This is a genomic window from Pseudoduganella danionis (assembly GCF_009720775.1).
GTDB lineage: Bacteria > Pseudomonadota > Gammaproteobacteria > Burkholderiales > Burkholderiaceae_D > Rugamonas > Rugamonas danionis.
The window spans coordinates 310,790-328,246 of record NZ_WNKW01000006.1; the positions used below are offsets into that span (position 1 = coordinate 310,790).

Consider the following 17,457-nt stretch of genomic DNA (forward strand, 5'->3'; position numbering starts at 1 on the left):
CTTCTATTCTTCTACGGCAGGACGGATGGCAATGCGGATCGCCAGCTCTTCCACTTCGCCTGCACCCAGACGGGTCAGCTCGATACGTTTCGGTTGCGGCACGGTCGCTTGCTCGTCCTGCCAGGTCATATATTCAACTTTCCAGCCATCGCGCGTGACCACCGTGTTGCGGGCGGGCGAAGCGCTGAAGCGCTGGCCCTGCGCATCGGTGGCATAGCCCTGCAGCCAGTCGCGCAGGCCCGCTACGGGCAGGCTCCAGCCCAGCGTCTGGGTGGTCAGGCTATCCAGATCGGCGGCCGTACGCAGCGGCTGGCCGCTTTGCTGCAGGCTGGCCTGTGCTGGCGTGACATGCAGCACGGCCACGGTCTGGCCCGTCGGCGATACCAGCGTCACGTCCGTTGCGGCAGGCGTCTGCTGCCACTGGAAAGTGCCCGTCAGCGATTCGCGCTTGCCGTCACGCAGGTAGTTGATGCCTATAGACCCTTGCAGGGCCAGCGTCTGGCGGTAAGGCGCCACCGTGGTGGCCGACAGCGCAGCGCCACCAGTGCTGGCACAGCCGCCCAGCAGCAAGCTGGCGCTCAGGCCCAAAGCAGTCAGCAGCGCACGGCGGCGCGCAGGTCGGTAATCAGTCATCGTGAGTGCAGTCATGTGAGGGCAGCGATCAAAGGCTTTGCTTGAGGCGGGCCAGCGTGCTTTTCAGCACATCATTCTGCGGGTCTTTGCGCTGGGCTTCCTGCCAGAGTTTTCTGGCGCCGGCCTGATCGCCTTTAACGAACAGCACTTCGCCGAGGTGTACAGCAATCTCCGCATCATTGCGCGCGGCATAGGCACGGCGCAGCATGGATTCCGCTTCGTCAAGATTACCCATGCGGAATTGCACCCAGCCCATGCTGTCCATGATGTAGGGATCGCCGGGCGCCATTTTCAGCGCCTTGTCGATCAGGCTATACGCTTCCGGCAGGCGCTCGTTGCGCTCGGCCAGCGAGTAGCCCAGTGCGTTGTAGGCTTGCTGGTTATCGGGTGCGGCGATCATGACCTGACGCAGCGTTTTTTCCATCAGTTCCATCTGGCCCAGCTTTTCAGCCAGCAGGGCAAACTCGTACAGCAGGTCGGGATTGCCGGGGAAGCGCTTGTTGGCATTTTCCAGCACCACGAAAGCCGTCAGCACATCGCCGGCATCGCGCAGCAGCTGGGCATCGACCAGGAAGACCTGGGCCAGGTCATTCTGATCACTGGGTTTGAGTTCGGCGAGCTGGGCGCGCGCTTCGTCTATCTTGCCCTGTCTGGCCGTCAGCTGCGCCATCTTCAGGCGCGCCGCCAGATATTCCTTGTCATCGCCGCTGCCGTCTATCTGTTCCAGCCAATTGTAGGCGGCCGCCAGATCGCCACGGTGCTCGGCGATCTGCGACAGGATGATCAGCACCTTGGCCGGATCACGCTCGTCGCTGGGCTGCTGCGCCAGCACGTCCACGTAGCGCGACAGATATTTCTCGGCGCTGGCCAGATCATTGCTCTGCATGGCCATGGCGCCCAGCGAATACAGCGTGGCCAGATTGTCGGGCTGGTCTTTGAGCAGCGTGAGGAACTGCTCGCGCGCCGCATCCACCTGCTTGGCATCTATCAGTATGCGGGCATAGGCGGCCCGCACTTCATGCGCATGGGGATGGCGCGCGAGGAAATCGGACAGCACGGCCAGTGCCTTGTCCAGACTGCCGGACACTTGCGCCTTGGTCAGCACGGCCAGCTCGGAATCAGCCTTGATTGCCAGCGCCCGCTCCGCTTCCGCATAGGCGCGCGGCGCATCGTTGAGCGCGAACGCACTCTGAGCCATGATCAGGTGGCTTTCCAGCATATCGTCATACGGTGCCAGCACGCGCTCCTGCAGCGCAAAACTGGCCGCCTTGTCCTTCAGATGCAGCAGCAGTTGCTGCATCTGGAACATGGCCAGCGGACGGGATTTCGCCGGCAGCTGCTTGAGGCGCAAGGCAAACACCTGCTCCGCCTCGCGCAAATCAGGGTTGTTGACCAAAAAGCCCAGTTGCAACTGTATCGCTTCGTCCGACTCGGGCGCCAGACCGCGCCACAGGCGGATCGCCGACAGCGCTTCCGGCCCCTGCTTGGCGGCCATGGCCATTTCCGTGGCACGCTGCGCCAGCCGCGGGTCGCGGGTCTGCTGGGCCAGCGCCAGCATGGTGATATACGGTCCCTGCCAGTTACCCTGCTTGAATTCCAGCTCGGCCTTGGTGATGCGGTAGACCAGCTCGCTGGTCAGCTCCACTTTCGGCAACACGACCTCCGGCGCTGCAGGCGCGTCAGCGCTCGCCGTCAGCGTTTCAGCGGCGGCAACGGGCGGACCATCGGTGGCAGCAGCGCTGTCGGGCGTACTGGCCGCCTTGGGCACATCGGCGGCAGGGTTGGATGCAGGGGAAGCCAGTTGCGGGGCGGTGGCACATGCCGACAGCAGGGCCGACAAGGTTACAATGGCAAAAGCGTTTTTCAAGGGTAAATCCTGGCGATCGGTATAGTTACGGACAGATTTTACGCCCTGCACCGGGCTGGCGTGTTTGACTAGTGTAACCAAATATTCCGATCAGCCCGCTTTCCGCTGCCGCCGCAGCCATTTCGCGGCCGGCCGGGGGCACAGGAACCGCCGCCACAGCACGCCCTTCCCGCTCAACCATAGCCGACCAGAAGCGAAACAGATGCCAGAATTACCAGAAGTTGAAGTGACCCGGCGCGGCGTAGCGCCCCACCTCGAAGGCCGTACCGTGCATGCCGTGGTGATGCGGCGCGATGGCCTGCGCTGGCCCTTCCCGCCCGAACTCAATCAGCTACTGGCGGGACGCACCGTGCGCGCCACGGGGCGGCGCGGCAAGTACCTGCTGGTGCATTTCGACCATGGCACGCTGATCATTCATCTGGGCATGTCTGGCCATCTGCGCATCATGCCGGCCGGCATAGCGCCGGAAAAACATGACCACATCGATCTGGTGGTGCACAGCGACGCCGGCCTGCAAGCTCTGCGCATGAAAGACCCGCGCCGCTTCGGTGCCGTGCTCTGGCACGACGCTGCCGACGGCGCGCTGGAACACCACGTACTGCTGCGCGATCTCGGCGTAGAACCGCTGGAAGCGGGCTTTACAGGCAAGCTGCTGTACGACCGCACGCGCGGCCGCAGCACCGCCGTTAAGCAAGCTCTGCTGGCAGGCGATATCGTGGTCGGCGTGGGTAATATCTACGCCTCAGAAAGCCTGTTCCGCGCCCGCATCAATCCGAAAACCCCGGCAGGCCGCATCAGCCTGGCCCGCTACGAAACGCTGGCGCAGACGGTACGCGACGTGCTGGCCGAAGCCATCGTGCAGGGCGGTAGCACCTTGCGTGACTTTATTGCAGTAAATGGCCAATCGGGCTACTTCCAGCAGACCTATTTCGTCTATGATCGTGCAGGTGTGCCATGCAAAGTGTGCGGCACCCCGATCCGGCAAATCAAGCAGGGCCAGCGTTCCACGTTCTACTGCGTGCATTGCCAAAAATAAGGGCAGACTCCATGGTCAGGGATTTCGAACATTACAGCGCATGGCGCCAGAGCGTACTGACCGCGCTGACCGGCTATCAGAGCTGGATGCGCGCCACTGGCCTCAGCGATGGCGCCACCGAGCAGCGCATCGCCCGCACGCTGGCACGGCTAGTTGACGACAAGCTGTCGGTCGCGTTTGTGGCCGAATTCTCGCGCGGAAAATCGGAGCTGATCAACGCGATTTTCTTTGCCGATTATGGCCAGCGCCTGCTGCCCTCGGCGGCGGGCCGCACTACCATGTGCCCTACCGAGCTGATGTATGACGCCGCCTATGCACCATCGCTGCGGCTGCTGCCCATCGAAACCCGCGCCGAACATCTGTCCACCAGCGACTACCGTGAACAGCCCGAGGCATGGACCGTGCTGCCGCTAGCGCTCGACGATGGCGCGGGCATGCACGAAATCTTCAAGCAGGTGGGCCTGACGCGCCGCGTGCCCGTGGAAGAAGCGCGCCGCTACGGCCTATACGATGAAGAAGACCCCACGCTCGCAACTACCGTAGACGATGCCGGTATGGTGGAAATTTCTCGCTGGCGCCACGCCATCATCAACTTCCCCCACCCGCTGCTCAAGCAGGGGCTGGTGATCCTCGATACGCCGGGCCTGAACGCCATCGGCACGGAACCCGAGCTGACGCTCAATCTGATACCGAATGCGCATGCCGTGCTGTTCATCCTTGCCGCCGATGCCGGCGTTACGCGCAGCGATATCGACGTCTGGCGCGAGCACATAGGCGCGGGTGCGGGCCGTATCGTGGTGCTCAACAAGATCGATGGTCTGTGGGACGAGCTGCGTAACACGGCCGACATCGATGCCGACATCGCGCGCCAGCAGGAACAGGCTGCCCACACGCTGGGGCTGGAAACCCGTCAGGTGTTCCCCGTCTCGGCCCAGAAGGGGCTGGTGGCACGCATCACGGGCGACGCCGAGCTGCTCGCACGCAGCCGTTTGCCGGCGCTCGAGCAGGCCCTGTTCGAGCAGCTGATCACGGCCAAGAAGGATATCGTACGCCAGCAACTGCAGGATGAACTGCAGGCGCTCAGCAGCGCGCAGCTAGGGTTGCTGCAGGCACGCAGCCGCGGCATCGTCGAGCAGCTGGTGGAACTGAATAGCCTGCGCGGCAAAAACCACAACATGATCAGCCATATGATCCGCCGCATCGACGTGGAGAAGAAGGAGTTCGATGCCAGCCTGTACACGCTGCAGGCCACCCGCTCTGTCTTCACCCGTTTGTCCACCGAGCTATACACCTGCATGGGCATGGACATCGTGCGCGATGATATCGAACTGGTGCGCAACGATATGCAGCACAGCCGCTTCTTCACGGGCGTGCGCGAAGCCATGCGCCAGTACTTCGCCCGCGTCAACGCCAACCTCGATGCAGCCGAACGCAAGACGGCCGAAATCAGCGACATGATGGCCGTGATGTACCGTCGCTTCGCCAGCGAGCATGGGCTGTCGCTGGCCATGCCCATGGCCTTCACACTGCAGCCCTACCGCTCCGAAATCGCCACCATCGAAGCCATCTACAACAAGCAGTTCGGCACGGCCACGCTGATTACCACCAGCCGCGTGGTACTGATGGAGAAGTTTTTTGATACCATCGCTTCGCGCGTACGGGCCTGCTTCAAGTCCGCCAATCAGGATGCAGAAGCCTGGCTGAAAGTGATCATGGCACCGCTGGAAGCGCAGATCCGCCAGCACAAGGAACAACTTAAACACCGGCAGGCGTCGATCCAGCGCATCCACGATGCAACAGACAGCCTGGAACAGAAGATCGAAGCCTTCGAAGCCAGCCAGCAGGAACTGGCGGCACAGAAGATCACCCTGCTCGAGCTGGCCGGACAGGTCAGCCTCGCCATCAATGCAGAATGGTCGGCGCTCGACGCCGCCGCCTAGTACGCCGGTCAGCGCCCGCCGCACCGGCCCCAGTATTTCAGGAAACCTATGACGTTAGCAGTCGAATTTGCACGAGACGATTTTCACGATCCCGATTTTTCCGCCACGCTGATGGCATGGCAGAAGCAGCATGGACGGCACACGCTGCCATGGCAGAACACGCGCGATGCCTATCTGATCTGGCTGTCCGAAATCATGCTGCAGCAGACGCAGGTATCGGCCGTGATCGGCTACTATCAGCGCTTCCTGACGCGCTTCCCCGATCTGGCCAGCCTCGCTGCCGCGCCGGTGGAAGACGTGATGGCGCAGTGGAGCGGGCTCGGTTACTACACGCGTGCACGCAACCTGCACAAATGTGCCCAGCGCGTGGTGGCCGAGTACGGCGGCGTATTCCCCAACGACCCTGTGCTGCTGGCCGATCTGCCCGGCATAGGCCGTTCTACCGCAGCGGCGATAGCCGCGTTCTCCAGCGGCCGCCGTGCCGCCATCATGGATGGCAACGTCAAGCGCGTGCTGGCCCGCGTGTATGGCGTGGATACCTATCCGGGCGAACGCAAGACGGAAGAAATGATGTGGCGCCGCGCCGAGGCGCTGCTGCCCGAACAGGGCATAGAGTCCTACACGCAGGGCCTGATGGATATGGGCGCGACGCTATGCACGCGCAGCAAGCCCGATTGCGCACGCTGCCCCATGCAGCCGCGCTGCGTGGCCTACAACACGGGCCGCACGGCAGAACTGCCGGTGCGCAAGCCGAAGAAAGCCAGTCCCGAAAAGCACGCCATCATGTTGCTGATAATCGATGGCGGTGCCGTGCTGCTGGAGCAGCGGCCACCAACGGGTATCTGGGGCGGCCTGCTATCGCTGCCGGAACTGGCCGGCCATGTGGCCGTGCCGGATGAGGACGGCGACGAGAGCAAGGACGCGAACGCCGCGACGGACGACGAATTGCTGCGCGCAGTCGAACCGTTCGGCGCGATGGAAAGCTCTGAACGTCTGAACACCGTCACCCATGTGTTCACGCATTACAAGCTGCACATTGCACCTTACCGCATCACGCTGGCGCAGCGGCGCATGATGGCCGCGCAGACCGCGTACGTCTGGCTACCGCTGGCACAACTGGGCGACGCTGCCCTGCCAGCGCCCATCAAGAAACTGCTGCTGGAACTAGCCGGCAGCGTCTAGCGCAAACAGTATGGGGTGGCGGATCAGACCCAGAACTTAACCACCGCCACGACGATGCCGGTGATAGTCAGCACCGTACCGATTAGCCAGCGCAATATGCGTAATTCGAGATGCGCCATTTGCAAGCGTATTTCACCGAGGTCATTGGTAACGCGCTTCTCGAATTCCGCCGAGCGCTGGTTCAGCGTCGAAAATTCTTCGCCTAGATGGCGTTCCAGTGCCCGCACCTCAGTTTTACTGGCGGACTGCTCGAACATCAGCGCAATCCGGCTTTCCATACGCAGAATGTCTTCCTTGCTCGCGAAATAGCGGCGCATTTCCTGCCGCTCCAGCCGCAAGGACTCCACTTCGTTCTCAACCGAAGTAAGGCGCTTATCGAGTTTTAAAATTTGCTCGTCCATGCCGCATCATCCCCTGGGCTACGGGGACGGGCAAGGTAGCACGATTGAGTAATCTCAAATTACAGTTCTTCGAGCGAGAACAGGCGGCGATGTTCGCGGATGGCGTAGCGGTCCGTCATGCCGGCGATATAGTCGGCGATCTTGCGCGCCTGCTTGCTGACGTCGCCTGACTTGTCCTGATAGTCGGGCGGCAGCAGCACGGGGTCGGCCATGAACGCGCCATACAGTTCACGCACGATGCGGCTGGCTTTGACGCGCATGCGGTTCACCTTGTAATGGCGATACAGATTCTCGCGCAGGAAGCGCTTGAGTTCCGTCGCATCCTTGCGCATAGGATCGGAGAAGCGGATCAGCGGCGGCGCCGCGCGCACCTCGTCTATGCTCTTCGGTGCAGCGTCAGCCAGCAGGCGGCTGGAAGTGACGATCAGATCATCGGCCAGCGCCGTAATCAGCCGGCGCAAGGTTTCGTAGATGGCACGGCGGCCCGACAGGCCGGGGAAGTGCTGCTGCACATCGCGCCACAGGCGCGCAAAGAAATCCACCTGTTCCAGTTGGGCGATGGTGATCAGGCCGGAGCGCAGACCATCGTCGATATCGTGGCTGTTGTAGGCGATTTCATCGGCCAGATTGGTCAACTGGGCTTCCAGCGAAGGCTGGGTACGATCAATAAAGCGCTGCGCGACAGGGCCCAGCAGACGGGCATTGTTGAGCGAACAGTGCTTGAGTATGCCCTCGCGGGTTTCGAACATCAGGTTCAAGCCATCGTAGGCACCGTAATGTTCTTCCAGTTCGTCCACCACACGCAGGCTTTGCAGATTGTGCTCGAAGCCGCCATGGTCCTGCATGCATTCGTTGAGCACATCCTGCCCCACATGACCGAACGGCGTATGACCGAGATCGTGGGCCAGCGAAATGGCTTCCACCAGATCTTCGTTCAGGCGCAGATTGCGCGCCAGCGAACGGCCGATCTGCGCTACTTCCAGACTGTGGGTCAAGCGGGTGCGGAACAGATCGCCCTCGTGATTGAGGAATACCTGGGTCTTGTACTCGAGCCGGCGGAAGGCCGACGAGTGGATGATGCGGTCGCGGTCGCGCTGGAATTCGCTGCGCGAAGCGTGCGGGGTTTCGGCATAGCGGCGCCCGACGCCGCCCGATGCATGGGCAGCATAAGGGGCGAGGAAGTCGTCGGGTAGCATGGCTATAGTCTGGTTAAATACTCGCGGCCAGCGTGGCCAGCAGCAGTTCCTGTGGCGCGTTGGTGATGCAGGGCGCACCCAGCGGTTTCATCAGGATGAACTTGATGGCGCCGCCCTCGTTCTTCTTGTCGACTTCCATCAGCTCGAGCCAGCGCGCTGTGCCCAGATCGGGCGCTTTGACGGGCAGACCGGCAGCAGCCACCAGCGCGCGCACGCGCTCCACCGTGGCCGCATCGATAAAGCCCATGCGCTGCGACAGATCGGCCGCCATCACCATGCCACAGCCGACCGCTTCACCGTGCAGCCATTGGCCGTAGCCCATGCCGGCCTCGATGGCGTGGCCGAAGGTATGGCCGAAATTCAGGATGGCGCGCAGGCCGCCTTCGCGTTCGTCCTGCCGCACCACGTCCGCCTTGATTTCGCACGAGCGCGCAATCGCGTAAGCCAGCGCGCCCTTGTCGCGCGCCACCAGCTTGGCGATGTTCGCTTCTATCCACTCGAAGAATGGCAGGTCGATCACCGCGCCGTACTTGATCACTTCGGCCAGACCGGCTGCCAGTTCGCGCTCCGGCAGGGTTTCCAGCGTGGTGGTATCGGCCAGCACGGCACGCGGCTGGTAGAACGCGCCTATCATGTTCTTGCCCAGCGGGTGGTTGATGCCCGTCTTGCCGCCCACCGAAGAATCCACCTGCGACAGCAGCGTAGTCGGCACCTGGATGAAATCCACGCCGCGCATATAACTGGCAGCCGCATAGCCGCACAGATCGCCGATCACGCCACCGCCCAGCGCCACCAGCGTGGTCTTGCGGTCGGCCTTGTTGGCCAGCAGCGCGTCGAAAATCTTCATCAGACTTTCCCAGTTCTTGAACTCTTCGCCATCCGGCAGCACGATGCTGATCATCTGCTTGCCGGCAGCGCGCAGGCCCGCTTCCACCCGCTCCAGATACAGCGGCGCGATAGTGGTGTTGGTGACGATGGCGACCTTGTTGCCGTGCACATGGCGCGCCAGCAAAGACTGGTCCTGCAGCAGCGCAGGACCGATAGAGATCGGGTAGCTACGCTCGCCCAGATCGACATTTAACAGGATGGTGGATTCTTCGTTCATGGAAGGCTGGGCTTGAGTCACACAGTTGGGCGCGGCCTCGCAGGCGCGCGTTTCCAGCTGGTTTAGGATGTTGGATACCATGGATTGTACGTTAGGACGTCCCGTATCGATGACGATGTCGGCGACTTCCGTGTACAGCGGATCGCGCACGGCCATCAGCTCTTCGAGCTTCTTGCGCGGATCGGCCGTTTGCAGCAGCGGACGGTTCTTGTCGTGTGCGGTGCGCTGCAGGATGCTGTTGACGCTGGCACGCAGGTAGATCACCGTGCCCCGTTCCTTCAGATAGGCGCGGCTTTCCGGATTGAGGATGGCGCCGCCGCCCGTGGCCAGCACCAGATCCTGCTGGCCCGTGAGTTCCCGTATGACTTCGGCCTCGCGGCGGCGAAAGCTGGCTTCCCCTTCGATTTCGAAAATCCACGGAATGGTGGCTCCCGTACGGGCTTCGATCTCATGGTCGGAATCAATAAAACGCAGCCCTAGCTTACGCGCCAGGATGCGGCCGATGGTGGTTTTTCCTGCCCCCATCAGGCCGACTAGAAACACATTAGGCATGAACAGTCCGAGTTAATTCGGGTTACTACACGAAGTTGATGTCCCGTAAGGGCTGGTCAGCCCCGGCGGTGTGATCGTCTGCAGCGCAAAATCTGCTGCCAAACCCGGTAAGTGTACCAGACCCGTGTAATTCGATTCACTCCCGTTCACCTGCCCGCGCACTGTCAGGTTCACATCAAGCCAGTTGGCACGGTCGCGCGGGTAGACCAGCGAGACGATAGCTTGCCCTTTGGCATCGGTGGTGACATTGGTGCTGACCGTGACAGGAATGCCCGGATCAAGCAGGCCATTGCCGTTCAGGTCTTCGCCCGCATCGAGTATGCCGTTGCGGTTGATGTCTTCATTGGCGCAGCCCACGTGCTGCACCGGCGTCCATGGTCCCTGCGGCAGAGCGTAGCCCAGCATGCCTTTGTAGTAAGTGGTCGGCAGCACGGAAGCGGTCAGCTTCACGCCCGGCACGGCATTGCCGGCGGCATCCGTCACCAGCACCAGATAGTCGAGCTGGTAGGAAGCGCTGCCCGGGGTCTGCACCAGATTACCGGTACCGGCACTGATGAACAGCGACTTCTGCGCCACCGTCAGGCTGGCCACGGCGCTGGCGCCGGAACCGCCGATGATGCGTGCCTGGATCTGCACGCCGTTCAGCGGCGAAGGATTGCTGCCGGCCACGAAGCTGACCGTGGCCGAACCGTCTGCGCCCGTCTGCACCAGCGCAGGCTGGGTCAGCGAACCACCGCTAGGGTCGGTCAGGATGGAGAAGGCCACGCTGGCATTCTTCACCACATTGTTCTGCACCGTGCCATCGCGCACCACCGCGCGCAGGCTGGCCTGCTGGGCCGTGCTGCCCGCCACATTGGCGCCGATCACGGCCGGATCGGCCTGCACGGTGATGGTGGCGATATTGGTCAGCGGCGCAACGAATTCCAGCGTGGTCTGGGTGGTCTGGCCGATTACCGTAGCCGTCAGCGTGGCAACGCCGGGGCCGCTGGCATTCAGGTAGGCGCTGGCGGCACCGCCCGACAAGGCCACCGGACCATTCAGCGGGCTGCTGCAGGCCGCATCGCTATACACCGTGCCGCGCGAGCTGCTGATGGTGACAGCACCTGCAGGGCCGCCCGTGATGGCCAGTTGCTGGCAGCCGCCGATCGCGGCTGTGCTCTGCACATTGCCAACCGCATCGAGCACCTTGATCGAGAAGCTGGATGCGTTGATGACGATGCCGGTCGAAGCCGATTCGCCCCCGGCTTTGACAGTAATCACATCGGCCGTGCCACCGCTGGCCGCATAGCTGAGCACTAGCTGACCGGCCGAATTGGTCACGGCTGCGCCGCCGCCCTTCACGGTCAGGCTATTGGCATTCGAGGCAAACTGCACTGCTTTGCCGCTCAGGGCATTGCCGGCCGAATCGACCAGCTTCAGGGTAATGTCGGCCGTGGCCCCTACGTTGATGGTAGGCTGGGCATTCAGGGTCAGACGATTGCCGGCCACGTTGACGATGGTGCTGACCGGTTGGGCGCCCGGCACGCTGGCCGTAATACGGATGGCACGCGAAGTGGAATCGCCGCCGGTGCCAAGTTTTTCCGTCACCACGCCCTGGGCATTGGTCACGCGGTTGGTCAGCGTCAGGCTGCCGGAATCAGCGCTCAGGTTGACCGTCACGCCCGACATGACGGTGTTATTGGCATCGCGCACCAGCGCCACGACATTGACTTCATTGCCAGCCGTGCCAGCCGAAGCGAGCGTGCCGGAATCCGTCGTCAGGCTCAGGGTGGGAACCGCATTGATGACCTCTACCGTCACCTCGGCTGACTTGACCGAACCGGCACTGGCCGTGATGGTGATCTTGCGCAGGCTGCTATCGCCCTTGGTGCTGAGTTTTTCCGTGACCTGGCCGGAGCTATTGGTCACGCGGTTGGTATTGCTGATGGTGCCGGAGCTGGCATTAAAGCTCACCGTCTCATTCGGCAGCGCATTGCCGCCGGCATCCTTGACGATCACCGTCAGCGTTACTTCCGTGCCATCGAGGCCGGACGAAGCCAGCGTGCTGGCACTGGCCTGCAGCAACACCGTCGCAGCCTTGGATGGCGTCACGCCATTGCCAGTCGTGCCGGGCGAACCGCCACCGCCACCGCAGGCCGACAGCAGAGTGGCACAGACCAGCAGCGCCAGCCATTCGCGGATTTTATTCATGATGCAATTCCCATTTGGTTAAGAATGAATTCAGCGCGAGATCAGCTTGTCCGCCACGATCTTCGGCGTGATAAACACCAGCAGTTCGGTCTTGTCGTTGGTGCGGCCGTTGCTGCGGAACAGATTCCCCAGCAGCGGCACATCGCCCAGCAAGGGCACTTTATTGGTGGTGTTGCGCTCGGTCTGCTGGTAGATCCCGCCCAGCACCACGGTGCCGCCGTTATCCACCATTACCTGAGTTTTGACGTGTTTGGTATCGATGGCGAAACCGGCCCGGGTTTCCTGTCCCACGCTATCCTTGTTCACGTCCACATCGATCACCACATTGCCGTCCGGCGTAATCTGCGGCGTCACTTCCAGCCGCAGATTGGCCTTGCGGAACTGGATCGAGGTGGCGCCGCTGCTGGTGGCTACCTGATACGGCAGTTCGATACCCTGCTCGATCAGCGCGATCGCCTTGTCGGCCGTGATCACACGGGGACTGGAGATGATCTTGCCCGTACCATCGGCTTCCAGTGCCGACAGTTCCAGATTGAGGAAGCGGTTGGCCGCCGACGAGAACAGGCTGACGGCCAGCGTGCCGGCAGCAGAGCCATTGATGGCTGCTGCGGGCAGATTGACGAACTGGGTATTGGTGTAGCTGGCGTCAGTCACCTTGGCCTGCCCCGTCACCTCGCCTATGCCCGTCATATTGCCGCCGATGGCAACGCGGGTATTGCTGTTGCCGATCTGGTAGCCGGTATCGCCGCCACGCAAAGTGCGCAGATCAGCGAAGCCCAGTTTGGCGCCCAGATTGCGCGTAAAGGTGTCGCTCGCTTCGACGATGCGCGCTTCGATCAGCACCTGCTTGGAGGCCACGTCAGTCTTGGCGATCAGCTTGCGGATGTCTTCCAGCTTGGACGGAATATCGGTGACGAACAACTGGTTGGTGCGCGGCTCGATGATGGCGCTACCCCGTTTGGACAGCACGCGGTTCTTGCTATCGGCACCACCGTCCAGACCGAACACGGTCTTGAAGGCGTCGGCCTTCTGGTAATTGAGCTGGAAGATTTCCGATTTCAGCGGTTCCAGATCGGCGATCTGGGCACGCTGTTCCAGCTCCAGTTTTTCCTTGGTCAGCAGTTCTTCCTTGGGCGCGATCCACAGCACGGAGCCGTTCTTGCGCATATCCAGCCCTTTGGCCTGCAGCACTACATCGAGTGCCTGATCCCATGGCACTTCCTTCAGGCGCAGGGTCAGATTGCCGGCCACGCTATCGCTGGTGATGATGTTGAGGCCGGAGATATCGGCGATCGCCTGCAGCGCCGCGCGCACTTCTACGTTCTGGAAATTGAACGACAGCTTCTCGCCACGATAGCCCTGGGTGCCTTGCGTGAGCTTGTTCGGATCTTCCTTGATCGGTTTCACGTCGATCACCAACTGGGTATCGCTCTGGTACACCGTCTGCTCCCACAGGCCGCGCGCCTCTATGGTCAGGCGGGTATTCTCGCCCTGCGCCAGCGTGGTCACCTGCGCGACCGGCGTACCAAAGTCGCCCACGTCGAGACGGCGGCGCAGATTTTCCGGCACGCCCGTCTTGAGGAAGTCCACCACGACGCCGGTCGGGGTCTGGCGCACATCGGCCGCCACCTGATTGTTGGGCAGATCGACGATCACACGGCCTTCGCCATTGCTGCCACGGCGGAAATCGATATCGCGCAGCATGGGACGCGCGACCGCTGCCGGCTTGGCCACCGCCACGGGCAGGCCGGCCGCATCGACCGGCGCACTCACGCCGCCGCTGCCGTCTATGGTCAGAATCACGGACTTGCCATCGATGGCGGTAGCGTAGTTCAGGCTGCGCTTCAGATTGAACACGAGACGCGAGCGCTCGCCCGCCTGCACCACATTCACGCTGCGCACATCACCGACACCGATTTCCTGCGTGCTGCCACCGGTGGCGTTGGAAGTGGCGCCGAAGTCCAGCGCGATACGCGGCGGGTTGGTGATGGAGAAGCCGATAGGCAGCTTGTCCGGTGCCTGCCTGAGAGCGATATTGACGACGATGTTCGCGCCCTGACGGTGCGCTCTGACCGATTCGATGGCATTGGCAGCCGGCACCGCCGCAGTATCTGCCGCGGCAGTATCGGCCGCTGCGGTCTGTGCATGCAGCGGTGCCGCCGCCAGCAGCAGCCAGACACTGGAGAATATGGCCGCCCAGCCGGCACGGGCCAGACCGGACCCTGACTTGGTATGCGCCATCATTTGCTCGTCTCCTTACTTTCCTGCAGTTCCAGCTTAGAAATGCGCTCGACCCAGTCGCCCGCCGCATCCTGCACTATTTCCTTGATCACTACCGTGCCGTCGTTGATGCCGGTAACCAGTCCGAAATTCTGGCCTATGTGCTGGCCCACCGTTACGTGATGTACCGAACGGTCGATTTGCAGTATCGCGTGATACACCCCGCGCTGCTGTATGGTGCCCACCATCTTCATGGTATCGAGCGGGAAGCCTTCCAGGAACTCCTTGCGCCGTTCCATATCGGGCTTGAGTCCCTTGCCTTCGCGTGCGCCGCTGCGGGCCAGTTCATCCAGCAGCTTGTTGGGGTTGAACGGATCGATGGTGCCGCTCTGCGCATAGGCGAACGGAATAAAATTCTTGGGTTCGGCCAGCGGCGGCACGGCCACGCGCGCCTGCGCGTCAACCTGCTTCATCCAGGCCCGCACTTCCTGCTCGTCGCTATTGCTGCAGCCGGCCAGCGCCAGCAGCGCCAGCGGATATGCGAGTGCACGTGTGATCAGCGTAGTCATGGTTTTTTCGCTGCCTTCTTTTTCTTGTCAGCAGCCGCCTTGCGCTGGGCCTGCACTTCTTCCGGGTCTAGATAGCGGAAGGTCTTGGCCACCGCTTCCAGCGTCAGCGCACCATCCTTGCCTGTGCTCAGGCTCATGTTGTTGAGCGTGACGATGCGCGGCAGGTTGGCCATGTCGCCCGCGAAGGCGCCGATATCGTGGTAGCTGCCGCTCACGCGGATATCAATGGGCAGCTCGGCATAGTAGTCGCGCACCACCACTTGCGCCGGCTTGAACAGCTCGAACTGCAGGCCACGGCCGGAACCGGCCTGATTGATGTCGGTCAGCAGCGCGGCCATTTCAGCCTTGCTGGGTAGCTGTTTCTGCAGCCGGTCGACATACTGGTCCACCTGTACCTTCTGTACCCGCAGTGCTTCCAGATTCACCGCCTGCGCGGTCTTCAGGCGGTATTCCTCGCGCAGCTTGACTTCGCGCGCTGCCCCCGCATCCTGCTCCTCGAACTGGCTGCTCCAGTAGAAGAAATAGCCAAGGCCAATCACGGCCGCCATCACGCCCACGCTGCACAGCAGCCGTGGTGCCACCGGCCACAGACCCGGATGACGGCCACTCAGATTGCGGAACTGGCTAGCCAGTTGCGCGCCCAGATCGTTGAGATTGATATTCAGATTGGCCATGGCGTTCAGCGCTCCCCTGCCTTGGCGTTATTGGCATTAGTGGCGGAATTGCCGGCTTTGGCCTTGCCGCCGGCCGGCGCATCCTGATCGCGCGGCCGCTTGATATACACCAGCAGATTGAATTCCACCACCTTGCGTGTGGTCTTGCCCTGTCCCAGTCCGGTCGATTTCACTTCGATCAGATCGGGCCGTTCCAGCCATGGCGATACCCCGGCCAGATTGCGCAGCAGTTCCGATACCCGCTCCTGCGATTGCGCATAGCCCGTCACGGCCACTTTCTGGCCTTCCTGCTTGAAACTCTTCAGATACACGCCGGCTGGCGTCTGACGCACCAGTTCATCGAGCAGATACACGGGCTGGTTACGGTCGCCCTGCAGGTCTTCTACGGCCTGCTGGCGCGCCTTCAGCGCTTCGATTTCCTGCTTGAGCGTGGCGATCTCCGCGATCTGCTTATCGAGGCCCGATATGGCTTCCTTGATGACCTGATTGCGCGCATTCTGGATCGAGATGCTGCGTGCGTTATAGCCGCCCACCAGCAGCACCACACCCACGCCGAGGATGCCGCCCAGCGTCAGCAGGGCGAAGAAGGCGGACTTCTTCTGTTTGCGTTTTTCTTCGCGGTGCGGCAGCAGGTTTATGCGTATCATCAGCCGAACCTCCGCAAGGCCAGCCCGCAGGCCACCAGATAAGCTGGCGCCTCGCTGCGCAGCTGCGATTCGCGCACGGCGGAGCCGAGCTGCATGCCCTGGAAGGGCGAGATCACATTGCAGGCGATCCGGGTACGGCTGCTGACCAGTTCTAGCAGGCCGGGCAACACGGCACAGCCACCGGCCAGATATAGCTGGTCAATGCGCGTGTACGGCGTCGAAGTGTAGAAGAACTGGATGGCGCGCGTCACTTCCATGGCGGCGCTTTCGAGGAAGGGCATCAGCACGTCGACGTGATAGCCATCCGGCAGATCGCCCGAGCGCTTGCGTGCCTCGGCTTCATCGAAGGACAGGCCGTAGTTGCGCACGATCTCCTGCGTCAGCAACTGGCCGCCGAAAGGCTGTTCGCGCTCGTACACGGTCACGCCGTCGAGCAGCACGGAAATCTGCGTAACCTGCGCGCCGATCTGGAACAGCGCCACGATCTGGCCCGCGCCGCCATCGGGTAGCTGGGCCGTGATGCGGTCCAGCGCAGCACGCGCGGCATACGATTCGATATCCATCACGGTAGGTTTGAGGCCCGAAGCTTCGGCGATGGCCACCCGGTCTTCGACTTTCTCGCGCCGCGCTGCCGCCAGCATGACTTCGATGTCTTCCGGACCGCTGGCTGCAGGGCCGATCACATCGAAATCCAGACTCACTTCATCGAGCGCAAACGGAATGTACTGGCTCGCTTCGGATTCCACCTGCACTTCCAACTGGTCTTCTTCCAGCCCCGCAGGCAGTACGATCTTTTTGGTGATCACGGCAGCCGAAGGCATGCCCAGCGCCACCAGACGGGCGCGCGTGCCGCTCTTCTTCCACAGCCGGCGCAGCGCATCGACCACTTGTTCCAGATTCTCGATATTGCCATCGACCACAGCGCCACGTGGCAGCGCTTCGCTGGCGTAGCGCTCAAGCCGGTAGCCGTCCTTGCCGGCCTGTCCCAGCTCGACCATGCGGATGCTGGAAGTGCTGATATCCACCCCGGCCAAAGGCGGGTTGCCCTGGCCCAGCAGGCTCTTAAAATCGATCATGAGGTCACCTCCCCGTCATTCGCACGAGGCAGCCGCCGACCCAACATTTGTTGTGTTTGCATAAAGGAACTCGTTTGAAAACCAGTATTTAGATGGGGAAGGTAAGACCGTACATTAATTCCTGTCAATTTAAGTGTAAAGGTATTTCTTCTGCGCACAATTGCATATT

At 62.0% G+C, this 17,457-nt stretch carries 14 protein-coding genes; 3 read left to right on the forward strand and 11 right to left on the reverse strand.

What is annotated here, in order from left to right; translation table 11 throughout:
* Nucleotides 1-3: 3 nt before the first annotated feature.
* Together lolB and GM655_RS19590 are read right to left on the reverse strand one after the other, a co-directional pair.
* Nucleotides 4-633, reverse strand: a complete 630-nt coding sequence (gene lolB, locus GM655_RS19585) for a lipoprotein insertase outer membrane protein LolB (RefSeq protein ID WP_155436344.1) — start codon at nucleotides 631-633, stop codon at nucleotides 4-6.
* A 28-nt stretch (nucleotides 634-661) separates the two neighbouring features.
* Entirely contained in the window at nucleotides 662-2,500 is a 1,839-nt protein-coding gene (locus GM655_RS19590) for a tetratricopeptide repeat protein (protein ID WP_155436345.1), read from the reverse strand.
* Nucleotides 2,501-2,702: 202 nt separating this feature from the next.
* Here GM655_RS19590 and mutM point away from each other — a divergent pair, with 202 nt between their 5' ends.
* The 3 genes from mutM to mutY are packed head-to-tail and all read left to right on the forward strand — an operon-like array spanning nucleotide 2,703 to nucleotide 6,658.
* Nucleotides 2,703-3,536: a bifunctional DNA-formamidopyrimidine glycosylase/DNA-(apurinic or apyrimidinic site) lyase gene (mutM, locus tag GM655_RS19595; protein ID WP_155436346.1), complete on the forward strand. Its 834-nt coding sequence runs from the start codon at nucleotides 2,703-2,705 to the stop codon at nucleotides 3,534-3,536.
* 11 nt (nucleotides 3,537-3,547) lie between these two features.
* On the forward strand, nucleotides 3,548-5,476 hold the full coding sequence (locus GM655_RS19600) for a dynamin family protein (protein WP_155436347.1): 1,929 nt from the start codon (nucleotides 3,548-3,550) through the stop codon (nucleotides 5,474-5,476).
* A gap of 48 nt (nucleotides 5,477-5,524) precedes the next feature.
* Nucleotides 5,525-6,658 carry an A/G-specific adenine glycosylase gene (mutY, locus tag GM655_RS19605; RefSeq protein ID WP_155436348.1) on the forward strand — a complete coding sequence of 378 codons (1,134 nt, stop codon included), beginning with the start codon at nucleotides 5,525-5,527 and terminating at the stop codon, nucleotides 6,656-6,658.
* A gap of 23 nt (nucleotides 6,659-6,681) precedes the next feature.
* Here mutY and GM655_RS19610 read toward each other — a convergent pair whose 3' ends face one another.
* The 9 genes from GM655_RS19610 to GM655_RS19650 are packed head-to-tail and all read right to left on the reverse strand — an operon-like array spanning nucleotide 6,682 to nucleotide 17,288.
* Nucleotides 6,682-7,059, reverse strand: coding sequence for a CCDC90 family protein (locus GM655_RS19610; RefSeq protein WP_155436349.1), 378 nt, complete (start codon nucleotides 7,057-7,059; stop codon nucleotides 6,682-6,684).
* 59 nt (nucleotides 7,060-7,118) lie between these two features.
* Nucleotides 7,119-8,255 carry a deoxyguanosinetriphosphate triphosphohydrolase gene (locus tag GM655_RS19615; RefSeq protein ID WP_155436350.1) on the reverse strand — a complete coding sequence of 379 codons (1,137 nt, stop codon included), beginning with the start codon at nucleotides 8,253-8,255 and terminating at the stop codon, nucleotides 7,119-7,121.
* A gap of 13 nt (nucleotides 8,256-8,268) precedes the next feature.
* Entirely contained in the window at nucleotides 8,269-9,912 is a 1,644-nt protein-coding gene (gene aroKB / locus GM655_RS19620; RefSeq protein WP_155436351.1) for a bifunctional shikimate kinase/3-dehydroquinate synthase AroKB, read from the reverse strand.
* A 12-nt stretch (nucleotides 9,913-9,924) separates the two neighbouring features.
* On the reverse strand, nucleotides 9,925-12,102 hold the full coding sequence (locus tag GM655_RS19625) for a beta strand repeat-containing protein (protein ID WP_155436352.1): 2,178 nt from the start codon (nucleotides 12,100-12,102) through the stop codon (nucleotides 9,925-9,927).
* A gap of 30 nt (nucleotides 12,103-12,132) precedes the next feature.
* A complete protein-coding gene (locus GM655_RS19630; protein ID WP_229632651.1) occupies nucleotides 12,133-14,346 on the reverse strand; it encodes a type IV pilus secretin PilQ in 2,214 nt (737 codons plus the stop codon).
* Nucleotides 14,343-14,891 carry a pilus assembly protein PilP gene (locus tag GM655_RS19635; protein ID WP_155436353.1) on the reverse strand — a complete coding sequence of 183 codons (549 nt, stop codon included), beginning with the start codon at nucleotides 14,889-14,891 and terminating at the stop codon, nucleotides 14,343-14,345. Before GM655_RS19635 ends, GM655_RS19630 begins: the two co-directional genes overlap by 4 nt.
* Nucleotides 14,888-15,565, reverse strand: a complete 678-nt coding sequence (locus GM655_RS19640; protein WP_155436354.1) for a type IV pilus inner membrane component PilO — start codon at nucleotides 15,563-15,565, stop codon at nucleotides 14,888-14,890. Before GM655_RS19640 ends, GM655_RS19635 begins: the two co-directional genes overlap by 4 nt.
* A gap of 5 nt (nucleotides 15,566-15,570) precedes the next feature.
* Entirely contained in the window at nucleotides 15,571-16,212 is a 642-nt protein-coding gene (locus tag GM655_RS19645; protein ID WP_155436355.1) for a PilN domain-containing protein, read from the reverse strand.
* On the reverse strand, nucleotides 16,212-17,288 hold the full coding sequence (locus tag GM655_RS19650) for a pilus assembly protein PilM (protein ID WP_155436356.1): 1,077 nt from the start codon (nucleotides 17,286-17,288) through the stop codon (nucleotides 16,212-16,214). The genes GM655_RS19645 and GM655_RS19650 overlap by 1 nt, the downstream gene beginning before the upstream one ends.
* Between the last annotated feature and the right edge of the window lie 169 nt (nucleotides 17,289-17,457).